This is a genomic window from Micromonospora sp. CA-248089, from assembly GCF_050948515.1.
Classification (GTDB): Bacteria; Actinomycetota; Actinomycetes; order Mycobacteriales; family Micromonosporaceae; genus Micromonospora.
Genome location: NZ_CP192016.1, coordinates 999,885 through 1,017,968, shown reverse-complemented (window position 1 = coordinate 1,017,968; position 18,084 = coordinate 999,885). Strand labels below are relative to the sequence as shown.

Annotated in this window: 19 protein-coding genes; 7 read left to right on the top strand and 12 right to left on the bottom strand. The window is 71.1% G+C overall.

Annotation, left to right across the window (positions count from 1 at the left end; all coding sequences use genetic code 11):
• Window positions 1–29: 29 nt before the first annotated feature.
• From adh to ACQP26_RS05045, 3 genes are all read left to right on the top strand, one after another.
• The gene (gene adh, locus ACQP26_RS05055) at window positions 30–1,535 is read left to right on the top strand and encodes an aldehyde dehydrogenase (RefSeq protein ID WP_433495069.1); all 1,506 of its coding nucleotides are present in this window, start codon (window positions 30–32) and stop codon (window positions 1,533–1,535) included.
• Window positions 1,535–1,882 carry a DUF779 domain-containing protein gene (locus tag ACQP26_RS05050; protein WP_262012457.1) on the top strand — a complete coding sequence of 116 codons (348 nt, stop codon included), beginning with the start codon at window positions 1,535–1,537 and terminating at the stop codon, window positions 1,880–1,882. The genes adh and ACQP26_RS05050 overlap by 1 nt, the downstream gene beginning before the upstream one ends.
• Window positions 1,883–2,016: 134 nt before the next feature.
• Window positions 2,017–2,466 carry a hypothetical protein gene (locus tag ACQP26_RS05045; RefSeq protein ID WP_433495068.1) on the top strand — a complete coding sequence of 150 codons (450 nt, stop codon included), beginning with the start codon at window positions 2,017–2,019 and terminating at the stop codon, window positions 2,464–2,466.
• A 136-nt stretch (window positions 2,467–2,602) separates the two neighbouring features.
• Here the strand turns inward: ACQP26_RS05045 and speB are convergent, their stop codons facing one another.
• The 7 genes from speB to ACQP26_RS05010 are packed head-to-tail and all read right to left on the bottom strand — an operon-like array spanning window position 2,603 to window position 10,335.
• Window positions 2,603–3,616, bottom strand: coding sequence for an agmatinase (speB, locus tag ACQP26_RS05040; RefSeq protein WP_433495067.1), 1,014 nt, complete (start codon window positions 3,614–3,616; stop codon window positions 2,603–2,605).
• On the bottom strand, window positions 3,613–4,815 hold the full coding sequence (locus ACQP26_RS05035; protein ID WP_281578968.1) for a saccharopine dehydrogenase family protein: 1,203 nt from the start codon (window positions 4,813–4,815) through the stop codon (window positions 3,613–3,615). Before ACQP26_RS05035 ends, speB begins: the two co-directional genes overlap by 4 nt.
• Window positions 4,815–6,236 (bottom strand): NAD(P)/FAD-dependent oxidoreductase, encoded by a 1,422-nt coding sequence (locus ACQP26_RS05030; protein ID WP_433495066.1) that lies wholly within the window; start codon window positions 6,234–6,236, stop codon window positions 4,815–4,817. The genes ACQP26_RS05035 and ACQP26_RS05030 overlap by 1 nt, the downstream gene beginning before the upstream one ends.
• Window positions 6,233–7,066, bottom strand: coding sequence for an ABC transporter permease (locus ACQP26_RS05025; RefSeq protein ID WP_433495065.1), 834 nt, complete (start codon window positions 7,064–7,066; stop codon window positions 6,233–6,235). Before ACQP26_RS05025 ends, ACQP26_RS05030 begins: the two co-directional genes overlap by 4 nt.
• Window positions 7,063–7,971, bottom strand: coding sequence for an ABC transporter permease (locus ACQP26_RS05020; protein ID WP_433495064.1), 909 nt, complete (start codon window positions 7,969–7,971; stop codon window positions 7,063–7,065). Before ACQP26_RS05020 ends, ACQP26_RS05025 begins: the two co-directional genes overlap by 4 nt.
• A gap of 25 nt (window positions 7,972–7,996) precedes the next feature.
• On the bottom strand, window positions 7,997–9,154 hold the full coding sequence (locus tag ACQP26_RS05015) for an ABC transporter ATP-binding protein (protein ID WP_269702066.1): 1,158 nt from the start codon (window positions 9,152–9,154) through the stop codon (window positions 7,997–7,999).
• On the bottom strand, window positions 9,151–10,335 hold the full coding sequence (locus ACQP26_RS05010) for a polyamine ABC transporter substrate-binding protein (protein WP_269702067.1): 1,185 nt from the start codon (window positions 10,333–10,335) through the stop codon (window positions 9,151–9,153). The genes ACQP26_RS05015 and ACQP26_RS05010 overlap by 4 nt, the downstream gene beginning before the upstream one ends.
• 207 nt (window positions 10,336–10,542) lie before the next feature.
• Between ACQP26_RS05010 and ACQP26_RS05005 the strand changes: the two genes are divergently transcribed.
• The 3 genes from ACQP26_RS05005 to ACQP26_RS04995 all read left to right on the top strand — a co-directional run bounded on the left by ACQP26_RS05005 (window position 10,543) and on the right by ACQP26_RS04995 (window position 13,934).
• Window positions 10,543–11,055, top strand: coding sequence for an Lrp/AsnC family transcriptional regulator (locus ACQP26_RS05005; RefSeq protein ID WP_269702069.1), 513 nt, complete (start codon window positions 10,543–10,545; stop codon window positions 11,053–11,055).
• 148 nt (window positions 11,056–11,203) lie between these two features.
• On the top strand, window positions 11,204–12,550 hold the full coding sequence (locus ACQP26_RS05000; protein ID WP_269702070.1) for an aspartate aminotransferase family protein: 1,347 nt from the start codon (window positions 11,204–11,206) through the stop codon (window positions 12,548–12,550).
• A 4-nt stretch (window positions 12,551–12,554) separates the two neighbouring features.
• Window positions 12,555–13,934 (top strand): NAD(P)/FAD-dependent oxidoreductase, encoded by a 1,380-nt coding sequence (locus tag ACQP26_RS04995; protein WP_433495063.1) that lies wholly within the window; start codon window positions 12,555–12,557, stop codon window positions 13,932–13,934.
• A 114-nt stretch (window positions 13,935–14,048) separates the two neighbouring features.
• On the opposite strand, the gene ACQP26_RS04990 is transcribed toward ACQP26_RS04995, so the two are convergent.
• A complete protein-coding gene (locus ACQP26_RS04990; RefSeq protein WP_433495062.1) occupies window positions 14,049–14,423 on the bottom strand; it encodes a DUF3499 domain-containing protein in 375 nt (124 codons plus the stop codon).
• Window positions 14,424–14,576: 153 nt separating this feature from the next.
• Between ACQP26_RS04990 and ACQP26_RS04985 the strand changes: the two genes are divergently transcribed.
• Window positions 14,577–15,026: a metallopeptidase family protein gene (locus ACQP26_RS04985; protein ID WP_018787548.1), complete on the top strand. Its 450-nt coding sequence runs from the start codon at window positions 14,577–14,579 to the stop codon at window positions 15,024–15,026.
• A gap of 109 nt (window positions 15,027–15,135) precedes the next feature.
• On the opposite strand, the gene ACQP26_RS04980 is transcribed toward ACQP26_RS04985, so the two are convergent.
• The 4 genes from ACQP26_RS04980 to ACQP26_RS04965 all read right to left on the bottom strand — a co-directional run bounded on the left by ACQP26_RS04980 (window position 15,136) and on the right by ACQP26_RS04965 (window position 17,975).
• Window positions 15,136–15,396 (bottom strand): WhiB family transcriptional regulator, encoded by a 261-nt coding sequence (locus ACQP26_RS04980; protein ID WP_013284161.1) that lies wholly within the window; start codon window positions 15,394–15,396, stop codon window positions 15,136–15,138.
• 460 nt (window positions 15,397–15,856) lie between these two features.
• Window positions 15,857–16,195: a phospholipase gene (locus ACQP26_RS04975; protein ID WP_269702074.1), complete on the bottom strand. Its 339-nt coding sequence runs from the start codon at window positions 16,193–16,195 to the stop codon at window positions 15,857–15,859.
• Window positions 16,196–16,208: 13 nt separating this feature from the next.
• Entirely contained in the window at window positions 16,209–17,606 is a 1,398-nt protein-coding gene (locus tag ACQP26_RS04970; protein WP_281578974.1) for a DUF4331 domain-containing protein, read from the bottom strand.
• 72 nt (window positions 17,607–17,678) lie between these two features.
• Entirely contained in the window at window positions 17,679–17,975 is a 297-nt protein-coding gene (locus ACQP26_RS04965; RefSeq protein ID WP_269702077.1) for a hypothetical protein, read from the bottom strand.
• Between the last annotated feature and the right edge of the window lie 109 nt (window positions 17,976–18,084).

Genomic DNA, 18,084 nt, shown 5'->3' with positions numbered 1-18,084 from the left:
TCCACCCCAGACGGACGGCGGAGGTACCCATGACGCGCTACGACGCCCCCACCCACTGGCAGTCCCGCTACGACCACTACATCGGCGGCGAGTACGTGAAGCCGCACGGTGGGAAGTACTTCGAGAACCCGACCCCGGTGACCGGCCAGACCTTCTGCGAGGTGGCCCGGGGCACCGCCGAGGACGTGGAGAAGGCGCTCGACGCGGCGCACGGCGCGGCCGACGCGTGGGGCCGCACCTCGGTCGCCGAACGCTCGCTGATCCTCAACCGGATCGCCGACCGCATGCAGGACAACCTGGAATCCCTCGCGATCGCCGAGACGTGGGAGAACGGCAAGCCGGTACGCGAGACTCTCGCCGCCGACATCCCGCTCGCGATCGACCACTTCCGCTACTTCGCCGGGGCGATCCGGGCGCAGGAGGGCTCGCTCGGCGAACTCGACGACGACACGGTCGCCTACCACTTCCACGAACCGCTGGGCGTGGTCGGGCAGATCATCCCGTGGAACTTCCCGATCCTCATGGCGGTGTGGAAGCTCGCCCCGGCGCTCGCCGCCGGCAACGCGGTGGTGCTCAAGCCGGCCGAGCAGACGCCCGCCTCGATCCACTACCTGCTCTCGCTGATCGGCGACCTGCTGCCGCCCGGCGTGCTGAACGTGGTCAACGGCTTCGGCGTCGAGGCGGGCAAGCCGCTGGCCTCCTCGTCGCGGGTGGCGAAGGTGGCGTTCACCGGGGAGACCACCACCGGGCGGCTGATCATGCAGTACGCCAGCGAGAACATCAGGCCGGTCACGCTGGAACTGGGTGGCAAGAGCCCGAACATCTTCTTCGACGACGTCAGCGCCGCGTCCGACGACTTCCGGGACAAGGCCCTCGAAGGCTTCACCATGTTCGCGCTCAACCAGGGCGAGGTGTGCACCTGCCCGTCCCGGGCGCTCATCCAGCAGGGCCACTACTCCGACTTCCTGGCCGCCGCCGTGGACCGGACGAAGGCGGTCAAGCAGGGGCACCCGCTGGACACCGACACGATGGTCGGCGCGCAGGCGTCGAACGACCAGCTGGAGAAAATCCTGTCCTACCTGGACATCGGGCGGCAGGAGGGCGCCAAGGTGCTGACCGGCGGCGAGCGGGCCGACCTGGGCGGAGAACTGTCCGGCGGCTACTACGTCCAGCCGACCATCTTCGAGGGCGACAACTCGATGCGAATCTTCCAGGAGGAGATCTTCGGCCCGGTCGTGTCGGTCACCTCCTTCGCCGACCTGGACGACGCCGTGAAGATCGCCAACGACACGCTGTACGGGCTCGGCGCGGGCGTGTGGACCCGGGACCTGAACACCGCGTACCGGGCCGGACGCGCCATCCAGGCCGGCCGGGTGTGGACGAACTGCTACCACGCCTACCCGGCGCACGCCGCGTTCGGCGGCTACAAGCAGTCCGGCATCGGCCGGGAGAACCACAAGATGATGCTGGAGCACTACCAGCAGACCAAGAACCTGCTGGTCAGCTACTCGCCGAAGAAGCTGGGCTTCTTCTGATGGGTGACACCGTGACAGTGACCCCCGCGGCGGCCGACCTGATCCGGTCGCTGCGGGGGCAGCACGGCCCACTGATGTTCCACCAGTCCGGCGGCTGCTGCGACGGCAGCGCCCCGATGTGCTATCCGGCCGGGGAGTTCCGCACCGGCGGCTCGGACGTGCTGCTCGCCTCGCTGGCCGTCGACGGCGTGCCCGAGCCGGTGGAGTTCTGGATGTCGAAGGCCCAGTGGGAGCTGTGGCAGCACACCCGGCTCACCGTCGACGTGGTGCCCGGCCGGGGCAGCGGCTTCTCCCTGGAGGCACCGGAGGGCGTCCGCTTCCTCATCCGGTCCCACCTGAACCGCTGATCTGTCCGAGATCTTGCAGCTCGCGGGTATCACGGCGGTGGGATGCTGACGCCGTCCACTTCGGAGTCCGCGTCCCACCACCGCTCGAGTCGCCACCGGGTCGCGTTCCGCCACCGCCCGACAGGAGACCGCTCATGAACCCGGTCCGACAGCCAGTGCTCGCCGCCGGCCTCACCGCCCTGGCCACCGCCGCCACGCTCGGGCTCGCGCCGGGCGCCGCCGTCGCCGCCCCGGCGGCCTCACCCCGCGTCTCCGTCAACTGGTTCGGCGCCGCCGACGTACGGGCGCACACCGCCACCGTCGGCGGCCGGTTCGACTGCGGCGCCGAGCGCGGCCTCGCGTACATCGAGGTGCACCTGGAGCAGCGGGCACGGCGCGGCACGGTCACCGGCTTCGGGTTCGGCGTGATCGGCGCGTGCACCGACGAGCGCACCGCCGGCACCTGGACCGCAACGATCCCCGCCGACCAGGGCAGTTTCCGTCCCGGCCGGGCCACCACGATCGCCCGCCTGGTGGTCGAGCCCAACTCGATCACCGAAACCACCGAACGCGTGCGCCTGCGCCCCCACTGCGCTCGCCCCTGACCCCACCCCCACCGCCCCCCTACCCCTCTCCCCCGCGATCTTGCAGTTAGCGCCCTCTCACCGGGGGATATGACCGGAATGCCGGGGCCGAAAGTGCAAGATCAACGGGGAGGGAGAGGGCGGCGGAGGTGGCGGGTCAGCGGTTGTCCAGAAGCGGCTGGGTGGGGTTCCACGGGGTTCCGGTTTCGGCGTCGTGGCGGCGGCGGGCTATCGCGGACAGCGCCTCCAGCACCACCCGGTTGCCCAGGTACGCGGTGATGTCGGCATGGTCGTACGGCGGCGCGACCTCGACCACGTCCAGCCCGACCACCGGCAGCTCGTAACAGACCCGGCGCACCGCGTCGAGCAGTTGCCGGGAGGTGAACCCGCCCGGCTCGGGTGTGCCGGTGCCGGGCGCCATGCCGGGGTCGACCACGTCCACGTCGACGGAGAGGAACACGCCCTCGCAATCGTCGGTCGCGATGCCGAACGCCTCGGTGAGGCAGGTGTCCAGGCCGCGCGCCACGATCTCGGTCATCTCGTACGAGCGCATCCGCTGCTCGGCCATCCAGGCCAGCGTGTCCGGGCCGGGCCAGTAGCCGCGCAGCCCGATCTGGAGGAAGCGGTCGCCGCGTACCGCGCCGGACTCGATGAGCCGGCGCATGGGCTGGCCGTGGCCGTGCAGCGAGCCGAACTCGACGTCGCCGGTGTCGGCGTGCGCGTCGAAGTGCACCAGCGACACCCGGCCGAGCCCGTGGTGCCGGGCCACGCCGGTGGCGTCGGGCAGCGCGATGGAGTGGTCGCCGCCGAGCACCACCGGGATCGCCCCGGCGGCGGCTACCGCGTGCACGGCGGTCTCCAGGGCGGCGAGCGAGCGTTCGATGTCGCCGCCGAACATCTCCACGTCGCCGGCGTCGTAGACGCACAGGTCCTTCAGCGCGTCCACGCGCAGCGCCAGCGACGGGCGGGAGCCGTCGTGCGGCAGGTAGCAGGCCTGCCGGATGGCGGACGGCCCGAACCGGGTGCCGGGCCGGTGCGAGGTGCCGCCGTCGAAGGGCGCCCCGATGATCACCACGTCCGCGTCGGCGTACGTGACCGGCTCCTCGACCGTGCACGGCGGCACGCCGAGGAACGTGATGTCGGGGCCGTACATCGGGCCGTACCGGGTCATCGTTCCTCCATCCCCCACGGCGAACCGTAGCCGGTGAGCAGGTCCAGGAAGGGGGTCGGCGGGAACGCCTCCGGGCCGAGCACGCCCGTGCCCGTCCACGCGCCGGTGGCGAGCAGTTCCAGCGCGACGACCGGGTTGACGGCGGTCTGCCAGACCACCGCCTGGTGGCCGTACTCGGCCATCGACCACTCGTTGTCGACCACGTGGTAGAGGTAGACGCGGCGCGGCCGGCCGTCCGGGCCTGTGCCGGTGACGTACGTGCCGGCGCAGGTCTTGCCGCTCATCCGGTCGCCGAGCGTGGCCGGGTCGGGCAGCGCGGCGGCCACCAGATCGCGCGGCGACACCTCGACCCCGCGTACGCGCACCGGCTGGGTCGAGTCCAGTCCGAGCTTGTGCAGCGTGCGCAGCACCTCGATGAACTCGGCGCCGAGGCCGTACTTGAAGGTGACCCGCTTCGCCGGCACCCAGCGCGGGATGAGCAGCACCTCCTCGTGCTCGACGTTGACGCACTCGACCGGGCCGATCCCGGCCGGGAAGTCGAAGACCTCCGGCTCGCTGAACGGCTCGGTGGTGAACCAGCCGCGCCCGGCCTCCCAGATCACCGGCGGGTTGAGGCACTCCTCGATGGTGGTCCAGATGGAGAACGAGGGCGCGAAGTCGTATCCGGCGACTGTCAGGTTCGCGCCGTCGCGTACCCCGATCTCGTCGATCTCGGCGAAGAGTTCGTCGGCGGCGTAGCGGGCGAAGACGTCGGACAGGCCCGGCTCGACGCCGATGCCGCACAGCGCGAGCCGCCCGGCGGCGGCCCACCGCTCCGCGACGGCGAACTGCTCGTCACCGAGCTTGACCCCGGTCTGGGCGTAGGGGTGCTCGGGGTGCGGCCGGGACAGCGACATGGCCATGTCGAGGTAGTCGGCCCCGGCGGCGAACGCGCCGTCGAAGATCGGCATGACGAAGCGCGGGTCGACCGCGTTGAGCACGTGCGTGATGCGGTGTTCCCGGCACAGCGCGGCCACCGCGTCGGCGGAGGAGGCGTCGACTGTGGCGGCGACGAACCGGTCGCCGTGCCCGGCGACGGCCCGCGCCGCGCGCGCCGGGTCGTGGTCCGCGACCACCATGAGGTCGAAGAAGGAACGGCGGGCGGCGATGGATACGGCGGCGGAGCCGACGCCACCGGCGCCGACGAGGAGGATACGCATCAGGAGTCGAACCCCAGTCCAAGACGGTCGAGAGTACGGAGCCAGAGGTTGCGCCGTCCGTCACGCGCGTCGGCGCGGGCGAGCGACCAGCGGGTGAGGTTGATGCCCACGGACCGGGCCGGTTCCGGCGGGAACGGCAGCGGCTTGCGGCGCACCAGGTCGAGCCGGGTCAGCGGGGTGTCGGTGCCGGACAGCAGGTCGAGCGTGACGCGGGCGCCGAACCGGGTCGCGCCGACGCCGAGCCCGGTGAACCCGGCCGCGTACGCCAGGCGTCCTTCGTACGCGGTGCCGAAGAACGCGCAGAACCGGGTGCAGGTGTCGATGACGCCACCCCAGCGGTGGCTGAACCGCAGCCCGTCGAGTTGCGGGAAGGTCGTGAAGAAGTGCGACGCCAGCGTGGTGAAGGTGGCCTCGCGCTGCTCCAGCGCGGGCGCCACCCGGTTGCCGTAGTGGTAGATCGCGTCGTAGCCGCCGAACAGGATCCGGTTGTCGGCGGTGAGCCGGTAGTAGTGGAACTGGTTACCGGTGTCGGCGAGGCCCTGCCGGTGCCGCCAGCCGATCGCGTCGCGCTGCGCGGCCGTCAGCGGCTCGGTCATCAGCGCGTAGTCGTAGACCGGGACGACCCAGGAGCGCAGCCGGCGCAGCAGCGGCGGGAACGCGTTGGTGGCGAGGACGACCTGCCGCGCCCGGACCGAGCCGGGCGCCGCGTCCGCGCCGCCCGACGTCCGGGCGAGCAGCGCGGCGCCGTCGCGGGCCAGGCCGGTGACGCGGGTGTGCTCGTGCACGCGTACGCCCAGGTCGAGCGCGGCCCGGCGCAGTCCCCAGGCGAGCTTCGCCGGGTCGAGCAGGGCCACCCGGTCGGCGTCCCACATCCCGCCCAGGTACGTCGGCGACGCCACCTCGGCGCGTACCTCGTCGCGGTCGAGCAGCCGCACGTCGTGGCCGTACCGGCGGGCCAGCTCGGCGTCGGCGGCGAGCCCGTCGAGCTGGTACGGCTCGACCGCCACCGCCAGTTCCCCGGTGCGTTCGAAGTCGCAGTCGATGTCGTACTTCGCCACGGTGGCGGCGATGGCGTCCAGGTTCTCCCGGCCCAGCCGTTCCAGCTCGCCGATCTCGCCGGGGAACCGCTCGACGCCGTTGGCGAGCCCGTGGGTCAGCGACGCGGCGCAGAACCCGCCGTTGCGCCCGGACGCCGCCCAGCCGCAGGTGCCCGCGTCGACGAGCAGCACGTCACGGTCCGGGTCGGCCTCCTTTGCGAGCAGCGCGGTCCACAGTCCGGCGTACCCGCCGCCGACCACGAGCAGGTCGGCGGCGTGCGCACCGGACAGCGACGGCAGCGCGTCGGGGCGCTCCGGGCGGTCCAGCCAGTACGACACGGGCGCGGCGTCGGCCAGCGCCCGGCCGGTATGCGGGAGTGTCATGGCTTGCCCGCCGGTGTGGCGACCACCGCGAGGGCGGCCCGTCGTGCCCGCCGCCCGCGCAGCGAGGTGGCCCCCACCAGCAGCAACGCGATCACGAACATGGCCGTGCCGATCACGTTGACCTGCGGCGGGATGCCCCGCTGGGAGGCGCCCCAGACGTACATGGGGAACGTGACAGTGGTGCCGGCGTTGAAGTTCGTGATGATGAAGTCGTCGAAGCTGAGCGAGAACGCCAGCAGCGCGGCGGCCACGATGCCGGGTAGCACGAGCGGCAGCGTGATCCGCCGGAACGTCTGCCACTCGCTGGCGTACAGGTCCATCGCGGCTTCCTCCAGCCGCCGGTCCATGCCGGAGAGCCGGGCCTTCACGGTGACCACGACGAACGACATGCAGAACATGACGTGCGCGATGACGATGGTCCAGAAGCCCTGCGGCACCCCGGCGGCGACGAAGAGGGCGAGCAGCGAGGTGCCCATCACCAGTTCCGGGGTGGCCATCGGCAGGAAGATCAGGCCGTTGAGCCCGGACCGGCCGCGGAAGCTGTGCCGGACCAGGGCGAACGCCATCAGCGTGCCGAGGAGCGTGGAGACGACGGTGGCGATGAGCCCGATCTGCATGCTGCGCACCACGGCGTCGCACATGTCCGAGGTGGCGCAGGGCTGCTTCCAGTTGTCGAGCGTGAACTCGTTGAAGTCGTAGGAGAGCCGGCTGGAGGGCCGGTTGAAGGAGAGCCCGGCGACCACCATGATCGGCAGCGTCAGGTAGCCGAGCACGAGCAGTGCCACGCCCATCACCCACCGGTCGGCGAGCCAGCGCTTCAGTTTGCTCACAGGACGTCCTCCGTTCCCGCGCGGCGCAGGTAGACGAAGACGATCGCCAGGATCGCGGCCATCAGCAGGAACGACAGCGCCGCGCCCTGCGGGTAGTCCAGCCGGACCAGGAACGCCGAGTCGATGACGTTGCCGATCATGTACTCGTTCGGCGTACCGAGCAGCTCGGCGTTGATGTAGTCACCGGTGGCCGGGATGAAGAACAGCAGCGTGCCGGCGATCAGGCCGGGCATCGACAGCGGCAGCGTCACCTTGGCGAACGCGCGCAGCGGGCTCGCGTACAGGTCGCTCGCCGCTTCCAGCAGCCGGGGATCGAGCCGCTCCAGGCTCGCGTACAGCGGCAGCACCAGGAACGGCAGGAAGTTGTACGTCAGGCCGAGCACCACGGCGATCGGGGTGGCCAGCAGCCGGCCGTCCGGTCCGAGCAGGTGCACGTCGCGCAGCAGCCCGACCAGCGCGCCGTTGTCCGACAGGATGGTCTTCCAGGCCAGCGTGCGCACCAGGAAGCTGGTGAACATCGGCGCGACCACGGCGACCAGCAGCAGGTTCTTCCACCGGCCGGCCTTCTGCGCGATCGCGTACGCCAGCGGGTAGCCCATCAGCAGCGCGAGCACCAGCGCGATGGCCGAGTAGAGGAACGACCGGGAGAACTGCGGCCAGTACGCCTGCAACGCGTCCGGGTAGTTGCTGAACGCCCAGGTCATGGCGTACCCGGTGGAGAGCGACCCGGCCGGGTCGTAGAGGCTGGCCGAGGCGAGCTGCACGAGCGGGAGCGCGAAGAAGACGAGCAGCCAGGCCGCGCCGGGCAGCAGCAACAGGTACGGCAGGAGCCGGTTGCGCCCGCGCCGCACCGGCGGCGTCGCCGGTTTCCCGGCGGAGGTCGGTACGTGGGCCAGCGCGCTCATGCCGCCACTCCGACAATTCGCTCGCTCATGCCGACGCACCCACCGGCGGCTCGTCGAGCAGCGGCGCGGTCTGGTCGTCCTCACCGGCGGCCCGGGGCAGCAGGAACGCGTGCCGCGGGTCCCAGTGCGCGGTCACCGCCGTGCCGACCGCCAGCTGACCGCCCAGCCCGCTGTTCGCGGCGAACGCGGTCAGCTCGCTGCCCCACGCGGTGCGCACCAGGTACTGGGTGCTCACCCCGACGTAGGAGGCGTCGCTGACCACGCCGCCGACGTGCTGGTGCCCGGCCGGTACCCGGTCCGGGCTCTCGACCAGGTGCAGCTTTTCGGGACGTACGCCGAGGAAGGCCGGCCCGTCGGTGAGCCGGGCCCGGCCGGCGGGCACCGAGAAGCGCGAGCCGTGCGCCGTGACCAGCACGTCGTCGGCGGCGCGGCCGCCGGCTTCGGCGGCGAGCAGATTGGACTGGCCGAGGAAGTTCGCGACGAACGCGGTGGCCGGGTACTCGTAGATGTCGGCGGGCGCGCCGAGCTGTTCGATCCGGCCGGCGTTCATCACCGCGACCGTGTCGGCCATCGTCATGGCCTCCTCCTGGTCGTGGGTGACGTGCACGAAGGTGATGCCGACCTCGGTCTGGATCCGCTTCAGCTCGATCTGCATCTGCCGGCGCAGCTTCAGGTCGAGCGCGCCGAGCGGCTCGTCGAGCAGCAGCACCTGCGGGTGGTTGATGAGTGCGCGGGCCAGCGCGACGCGCTGCTGCTGGCCGCCGGAGAGCTGGGCCGGGCGGCGCCGGCCGTACCCCTCGAGCTGGACCAGCGCGAGCATCCGTTCGACCTGGTCGCCCACCTTGCGGATGCCGCGGCGGCGCAGCCCGAACGCCACGTTCTCGTGGATGTCCAGGTGCGGGAAGAGGGCGTAGCTCTGGAAGACGGTGTTGACCGGCCGCTTGTACGGCCGCAGCCCGGCGATGTCCTGCTCGCCGAGCAGCACCTTTCCGCTCGTCGGCTGCTCCAGCCCGGCGATCATCCGCAGCGTGGTGGTCTTGCCGCAGCCGGATGCGCCGAGCAGGGCGAAGAACGAACCCTGCGGGATGGTCAGGGTGAGGTCGTCGACGGCGGTGAAGACGCCGAACCGCTTGGTCAGGTCGACCAGCCGCAGGTCGCCGGCCGGAGTCTGCTGCCCCTTCACGCGCCGATCACCTGCTGGAACTTGGTCTCGTACTCCTTCTCCTGCGCCTCGTCGAGCGCCATGAAGACCTTGGCCTTGGACAGCATCGTGTCGTCCGGGAAGATCAGCGGGTTGCTCGCCAGGTCCGGGTCGATCTTCTCCATCTCGGCCTGCGCGCCCTGCACCGGGCAGATGTAGTTGACGTACGCGGCCAGCTTCGCCGCCACCGCCGGGTCGTAGTAGTGGTTCATCAACGCCTCGGCGTTGGCCTTGTGGGTGGCCTTGTTCGGCACCAGCATGTTGTCCGACCAGAGCATCACGCCGGACTCGGGCACCACGAACTTGATTTTCTCGTCGTCGAAGCCGAGCTGGACCACGTCGCCGGACCAGCCGATGCACGCGGCGATGTCGCCCTTGGCCAGGTCGGGCGCGTAGTCGTTGCCGGTGAAGCGCCGGATCTGTTTGCTGTCCACGGCCTTCTTGAGCTTGTTCAGCGCGTCGTCGAACTGGGCCGAGGTGAACTTGGCCGGGTCGTGGCCGAGCGACTGCAGCAGCAGGCCGATGGTGTCGCGCATCTCCGACAGCACGGTCACCTTGCCCTTGAGGTCCGGGCGGGTGAGCAGCTCGTCGACGGTGCGGATCTCCTTGGTGACGTTCGCGTTGTACGCGAGCCCGGCCAGGCCGGACTGCCACGGGACGGCGAGCTGGGTCTCGGCGTCGAAGGAGCGACCGCGCAGCGACTGCAGCAGGTTCGCCTCGACGTTGGGCATCTTCGACTTGTCGAGCTTCTGCACCCAGCCGAGGCGGATCACCCGGGCGGCCATCCAGTCGGTGAGGACCATGATGTCCCGGCCGGTGCTCTGACAGCCGGCGAGCTGGTTGCGTACCTTGCCGAAGAACTCGTTGTTGTCGTTGACGTCCTCGGTGTACGTCACCTGGATGCCCGAGGCGGCGACGAAGGCGTCGAGCGTGGGGCGCTTGGACTCGTCCTTCTCGTCGGTGTCCATGTACTGCGGCCAGTTCGAGAAGGCGACCTTCTTCTCGGTGGCGGAGAGATCCTCGCTCTTGCACCCGGCTTCGGTCTGCTGGGCGCCCTTGGTCCCGCAGCCGGCCAGGGTGCCCGCGGTGGCGAGCAGTGCGGCCGAGCCGACGGTCCCGGTGAGCAGACCACGCCGGGTGAGGGTCCGAAGGGGACTACGCATGTGACGACTCCTTGAGGGGGCATCGTCGGCGGCGGGACGGGGGGCGGCGCGCCGGCGGGAGGGTCAGTGGCGATGGACGACTGATCCTGACATGAGAAAACCTCTCTCACAAGGGATTCCGTTGCGGGAATAGCCACTCGCCACGAAATACGCCAGACTGCGCGGGGCACTACGATCGATCCGGGGAATCGGACACAAGGAGCGTCGATGGTCAACCGGCACCAGGAGAACTCCAACGGCGGCCGTCGGGTCACCGTGCGTGAAGGATCCAATCACGCTCTGCTCGACGACGTGGCCAAGCAGATCATCGAGCAGCTCCAGGAGGACGGGCGCCGCCCGTACGCGAGCATCGGCAAGGCGGTCGGCCTCTCCGAGGCGGCGGTACGGCAGCGGGTGCAGCGGCTGCTCGACGCGGGCGTCATGCAGATCGTCGCGGTCACCGATCCGCTCCAGCTCGGCTTCCCCCGCCAGGCCATGATCGGGCTGCGCACCGACGGCGACCTGGAGTCCGTCGCCGACCGGCTGGCCGAGTTCGAGGAGATCGACTACGTGGTGATCACCGCCGGCTCGTTCGACCTGCTGGCCGAGGTGGTCTGCCGCAACGACGAGCACCTGCTGGAGATCCTGCAGAAGCTGCGCGGCGTCCCCGGGGTGCTCTCCACCGAGGCGTTCGTCTACCTGAAGCTGCGCAAGCAGACCTACAGCTGGGGCACCGCCTGATGCGGATTCCGTTGACACAGCAGTAATGCGGCGCTGAATCCGTCGCGCTGAGGCTTTTTCACTTGCCTTATCGGCATCGCCTGTGGGATAACCGTGGGCAGAGCGGCCGGTGTCACCCCTGACCGGCCCGAGACCCGATGGGGCTGACATGGCCAACGCCACCGACCACCTGTGGATGCACTTCACCCGCATGGCGAGCTACCCGACCGGCGAGGTTCCGACAATCGTCCGGGGCGAGGGCGCGTACGTCTGGGACGCGCAGGGCCGCCGCTACCTGGACGGACTGGCCGGGCTGTTCGTCGTCAACGCCGGCCACGGCCGCACCGAGCTGGCCGAGGCCGCCGCCAAGCAGGCCGGCGAGCTGGCCTACTTCCCGCTCTGGTCGTACGCCCACCCGAAGGCCGTCGAGCTGGCCGAGAAGATCGCCACGCTCACGCCCGGCGACCTGAACCGGGTCTTCTTCACCACCGGCGGCTCGGAGGCCGTCGAGGCGGCGTGGAAGCTGGCCCGGGCCTACTTCAAGCGCACCGGCAAGCCCACCAAGCACAAGGTGGTCAGCCGCTACATCGCCTACCACGGCACCTCGATGGGCGCACTGTCGATCACCGGCCTGCCCGGCATCAAGACCGACTTCGAGCCGCTGGTGCCGGGTGGCATCAAGGTGCCGAACACCAACTTCTACCGGGCCCCCGAGCACGGCGACGACGCCGAGGCGTTCGGCCGCTGGGCCGCCGAGGAGATCGGCCGGGCGATCGAGCGGGAGGGACCGGAGACGGTCGCCGCCGTCTTCCTGGAGCCGGTGCAGAACTCCGGCGGCTGCTTCCCGCCGCCGCCCGGCTACTTCGAGCGGGTACGCGAGATCTGCGACGCGTACGACGTGCTGCTGGTCAGCGACGAGGTGATCTGCTCCTGGGGCCGGCTCGGCGAGTACTTCGGCGCCGTCCGGTACGGCTACCAGCCGGACATCATCACCACCGCCAAGGGCATCACCTCCGGCTACGCCCCACTCGGCGCCATGATCGCCAGCGAGCGGCTGATGGAACCGTTCCTCACCGAGACCGGCATGTTCGCGCACGGCGTCACGTTCGGCGGCCACCCGGTCTCCTGCGCCGTCGCGCTGGCCAACCTGGAGGTGTTCGCCCGGGAGGACCTGATCGGGCACGTCCGGGCCAACGAGGGCGCGTTCCGGTCCACCCTGGAGAAGCTGCACGACCTGCCGATCGTCGGCGACGTCCGCGGTGACGGCTACTTCTACGGCATCGAGCTGGTCAAGGACAAGACGACCCGGGAGACGTTCGACGAGGCCGAGTCCGAGCGGCTGCTGCGCGGCTTCCTGTCCACCGCGCTGTTCGACGCCGGGCTCTACTGCCGGGCCGACGACCGCGGCGACCCGGTGGTGCAGCTCGCCCCGCCGCTGATCGCCGACCAGCAGCACTTCGACGAGATCGAGCAGATCCTGCGCGCGGTGCTGACCGAGGCATGGTCGCGGCTCTGACCCGATGACCGGCTACCAACAGCTGTCGTACTGGCTGTCCGGCCTGGACGAGCCGCTGACACCACGACCCGGGTTGCCCGGCGACACGGACGCCGACGTGGCGATCGTGGGCGCCGGGTACACCGGGCTGTGGACGGCGTACTACCTGGCCCGGGCCGATCCCACGTTGCGCGTCGTCGTGCTGGAACGGGAGATCGCCGGGTACGGCGCCTCCGGGCGCAACGGCGGCTGGTGCTCGGCGCTGTTCCCCACCTCACTGCCGGCGCTGGCCCGGCGGCACGGCCGGGACCGGGCACTGGCCATGCAGCGGGCCATGCACGACACCGTCGCCGAGGTGGGGCGGGTCGCCGCCGCCGAGGGCATCGACTGCGACTGGCAGGCCGGCGGCACGGTGACGCTGGCCCGCAGCGAGGCCCAGCTCGGCCGGGCCCGCGCCGAGGTCGCCCAGGCCCACACGCACGGGCTCACCGACGACGACCTGACGCTGCTCGACGCCGCCGAGGCCGCCGCGCGCTGCAACGCCGAGGGGGTACGCGGCGGCACGTACACCCCGCACTGCGCGGCGGTGCACCCGGCGAAGCTGGTCCGGGGCCTCGCCCGGGCGGTGGAGCGCCGGGGCGTACGCATCCACGAGCGGACACCGGTCACCGCGGTGCGGCCCGGCGCGGCGGTCACACCGGCGGGCGTGGTCCGGGCACCGGTGGTGGTCCGCGCGACGGAGGGCTACACACCGGGGCTGTCCGGCCAGCGGCGCACCGTGGCGCCCGTCTACTCGCTGATGGTCGCCACCCCGCCGCTGCCCGAGGAGACCTGGGCACGGATCGGGCTGGCGCAGCGGGAGACGTTCTCCGACTACCGGCACGTCATCGTGTACGGCCAGCGCACCGCCGACGGCCGCCTGGCGTTCGGCGGGCGGGGCGCGCCCTACCACTACGCCTCCCGGGTCCGGCCCGGATTCGACAGGGAGCCCCGGGTGTTCACGGCGCTGCGCCGCGCGCTCGCGGACCTGTTCCCGGTCCTCGGGCCGGAGGTGCCGGTGACGCACGCCTGGGGCGGGCCGCTCGGCGTGGCCCGGGACTGGGCCGCGTCGGTGGGGCTGGACCGCAGCACCGGGCTCGCCTGGGCCGGCGGCTACGTCGGCGACGGCGTCGGCACCAGCAACCTCGCCGGCCGTACGCTGGCCGACCTGATCCGGGGCGTGGAGAGCGACCTGACGGCGCTGCCCTGGGTGGGCCACCGCTCCCCACGCTGGGAACCGGAGCCGCTGCGCTGGCTCGCCATGAACGCCGGCCTGCGGGTGATGTCCTCAGCCGACCGGAGAGAGCACCGCACGTCCCGCCCGTCCCGCCGAGCCGAGGCCTTCAACCGCTTCCTGGGCCACTGACCGCACCCGGTCCCCCCGCCCGGCACCCCGCCCCGTTGATCATGAAGTTGGCGGCACTCAGGGAGATCGAAAACGCCGTCAACCTCATGATCGACCGAAAAGCCTGACGGCGGGTCAGTGGTGGGGCGGGATGACCCGGAGGTGGCCTCGGCGGCCCTGCTGGTGGGGGGCCTGGGGCTTGCTGGTGGGCTCGTCCTCGGGAGGACGGGGCGGGGCCGGGCGCGCCGCTTCGCGTACCGCCTCGGCCAGCGCCACCAGGTCGTCCGTGGTGGGCGGCGGCGCCTCGAACTCGCCCTCGTGCCGCACCACGTCCCAGCCGCGCGGGGCGGTCAGGTTGCGGGCGTGCGGCTCACACAGGTCGTACGTGTGCGGTTCGGCGAACGCGGCGAGCGGGCCCACCACCGCCGTCGACTCGTTGTAGACATAGGTCAATGTGGCGACCGCTTGCCGGGGGCAGCCGTTACGGGAGCAGCGCCGTGGTGACCTCACGGCGGCAGGGTATCCCCATTACCGGGTCCGGCGCACCGCTTCGCGTTACGACACGCCCGTCATGGTGATCACAATTCCTCCGATCGGCGCACCGGCACGCCGGACGGCCGCGCGACAGCGGGTGGACCGTCGCCCCGGGCTACCCTGTCCGTCATGACGAGCCCGCAGAACCGCCGCCCCGGCTCCGGCCGGCGCACCCACCGCGACCGGCACGGTCGCGGGCTGCGCGGGCGGCTGGTGCCGGCCACCGTGCCACTGGCCCGGACGAAGGCCGAGGTCTTCGACGATCTGGTGCTCGACACGGTGGAGACGCTCGAACGCCGGTTCGCCAAGGAGCTGGCCGGTGTGGAGTTCGCGGTCGAGGACGTCCCGCCGGACCTGAACGTCTACGACTCGGACGTGCTGGAGGACGGCGAGGTGCCGCTCGCCCGGCTGCTGCCCGGGCGGCCGGGCCGCCAGGAGGTGCCGCCGCGCATCGTGCTCTACCGGCGGCCGCTGGAGTTCCGCGCGATGGACCGTGAGGACCTCGCCGACCTGGTGCACGACGTGATCATCGAGCAGGTGGCGAATCTGCTCGGGGTCGATCCGGACGAGCTGGCCTGACCGGTCGCCGGGGGCCGGCCGGTGGGCGCCGCCACCCGGCCGGACGCTCCGGCCGGACGGCGACCCGGGTCCGGAGCGGCCCCCACCGCCCCGTGGACCCGTACGTCGATCAGGCGGCGACCCGCCGCTTGAGCTTGCGCCGCTCCCGCTCGGAGAGGCCACCCCAGATTCCGAACCGCTCGTCGTGACCGAGCGCGTACTCCAGGCATTCCGTCTTCACTTCGCACCGCGAGCAGATGCGCTTCGCCTCGCGGGTCGAGCCGCCCTTCTCGGGAAAGAACGCCTCCGGGTCGGTCTGCGAGCAGAGCGCTCGCTCCTGCCACTCCGGCGCGTTCCCGAGCAGGTCGGCCACCTCGAGCTGGCCGTCCATCGATTGCCTCCTTGTCGCGCACCGGCGTCATTCGCCGCTGCAACCCCCCACGCGAAAGGCGTGCCTGTCCGTACGGTCACCATTTGTTGCGTTCCGTGCGAACAACCCCATTCAAATTACACGCGTGTAATGCGTGCGCCGTCAAGCCAAACTTGATAATGGAGTCGCCCTCCCGACACGTCCGGGACGACCGCCGCGGTCGCCCGTAGCCTCGCAACCTGCCCTATCGATTCAGACCCCGGACGAGTAACGCCCTCCCCGGCGAGTTGCCGGAAGTTTTCTGCCGTGGCGCATCGCCGGCAGGCCGGCCGGACGCCCCCGCCGGCCGCTCGTACCAAGATCAGAATTGGTGGGGCAAAGGGTAACCCGCTTCCCGCGACACCGCCCGTCGAGCCGTCCAACGCCGAGCGCGCCCCGTCCACATGGTGGACGGGGCGCGGGTTCCGAGATGACTGACGGATCAGTCCAAGCGGGCTGGTGAGCTGGTGGGCCAGACGAATTCGGCGACCGACCCGCCGGTGACCGAGATCGCCCCGGCGGACGTGTGGTCGTCCCACCAAACGGTATACACACCCGCCTCCAGGTCCGGGTAGACGGCACTGTGGAACACCCCGTCCCGGACGTGCCGCTCACGTACGGCGGAGTGGGTCCGCGGACCGTCGAGGTCCACCCGACTGATCTCGATCTCCCGGCCGTGCAGGTCCCGCCCGGTGTGGATGATCAGCGCGCCCCGATCGCCGCCGAGATCGAGCACGACGCTTCCGACCTCCGACGGGCCGAGATCGTGATGGTGTGACATCAGCCGCCTCCCGTCAGGACTTCTTCGCCTGCGGGTTGCCGAACCCGTCGTACGGCGTGCCGAGGAACGGGAAGTCGGCCAGGAACGGCGCGGTGACGTCGGCCGCGCTCAGGCCGGGCGTCACCGCCGCGGCGGCGGCGTCCGGGCGGAACGTCTTGTCGACGAGCGGCACGGTCAGCCCGGCGATGGCGCGCAGCGCGATGGTCACCACGTCGTCGGCGGGACGGCGGCCGTTGGGGAAACCGGCCAGGTCGCCGCCGAGCACGCCGAACCGGTCCGGCGTGCGGCTGGGCCGGATCGCCGTGTTCAGCCGCAACATGTCCGCCTGCACGTCGCCCGTGGTGTTGGCGAAGCCGTCGATCAGTCCGGCCGGGACGCCGGTGAGCAGGATCGCCACCAGGTCGGCGCGCGGCTTCTTGGACTTGTTGAGCGCGTCCAGATTGGGGAACACACCCGGGTAGAGCGCCGGCAGCAGCGCGGCCAGCTCGGGCCGCTCGACGAACCCGGCGAACCGCTTGTCCTCCGACGGCGGCAGCGTGTTCCAGACATCCTTCTTGGACATCGGCACGATGACCTCGTTGAACAACGGGTTACCGAGCCGCGACACCTGCGTGAACGGGCCGGCCGCGGTGTCCGCGGAGACCCGGTCGCCGAGCACCCGGACCTGCTGGCGGGACGCGCTCGTCCACACCCCGATGGTCGAGGCGCGGTCGGCGGGGCTGTAGCGGGCGGCCTTGCGGCGTACCTGGGCGAGCGGTACCTGCACGGCGAGGCTGTGCACGTTGAGCCGGTCCAGCGCGTTCACCGGCTCGCCCTCGGCCCGGAACAGCTTCTTGCCGGCGACGTGCAGCTGCTGGAACGGCCGCAGCGTACCCAGCTCGAACACCGCGCCCAAGTCGACGAAGAACCCGTCGGCCCGCTGCCCGGCGAACACCTTCTCGCCGGTGGACAGCTTGAACGTCGCCTGCCGGACCAGGTTCTGGTATTTCGGCGTCGACAGCGGGCCGACGTTGCACGGCGGACAGGGCAGTTTGTGCGCCAGCACCCGCGCGCGGCCGTCCGCGATGCGGGTCAGCCGGTAGAACTGGCGCCGGTTCCAGTTCTTGCTCTCCAGCGACTCGATCGGCCCGGTGTTGTAGAGAAAACTGTTCTCGTTCGTGATCTCGGTAGTGAATTCGAAACGATAGGTGACGTCCGGATAACCGTCACCGTCGTTGTCGATGTGAATCTCGTACCGGACGTCGTCACCGAACTCGAAGAAGTTCGGGCCGCCGGAGGGAAGCTGCAGCGGCACGTAGTTGGCGATCAACGTGACCGTGTCGGGCTGGTTCGGCGTGACGAACGCGTACAGGTCGGAACTGTCGGCGACCGGATCCTTGGCGATCTCCGGGGCCTCGCGGTGAGAGGACATGGCGGACGCACCTTCGTCGGGGGAACGGAAGTCGGAACCGGCGCCGGGAGCCCACGCCGGTGAAGGGTGGGATCAGCGCCGGCCGGCGGCGCGCACCAGGCGGTCGGCCAGGCCGCGGTCGCGTACCTCGACCCGGTTCGTGCCGACGAAGACGTCCATGACGCCGGCGGCGGCGTCGCGGAGGTGGACCACGATCGGCTCGTCGCGCCGGTTCGCCGTGGGGTTGTTCTGCGCGGCGGACAGGCCCGGAACGGTGAGGGCGGCGGCGCCCAGTGTCGCGCTCGCCGCGGCGGTGAGCGTCTGCCTGCGGGTCAACCGCGGCCAGGTCCGCCGCTTCTTCGGCGCCTCGGTGGTCTCGTCAGTGCTCATCGGCAACCTTTCCGGACCGGCGCCACAGCGCCGCAACGGGCCCCGGCGCCCGGACACCGCCGAGCCCCGGTTCGGGGTCACCGGCGGCGGTCCTCGCCGAAACCGCCGC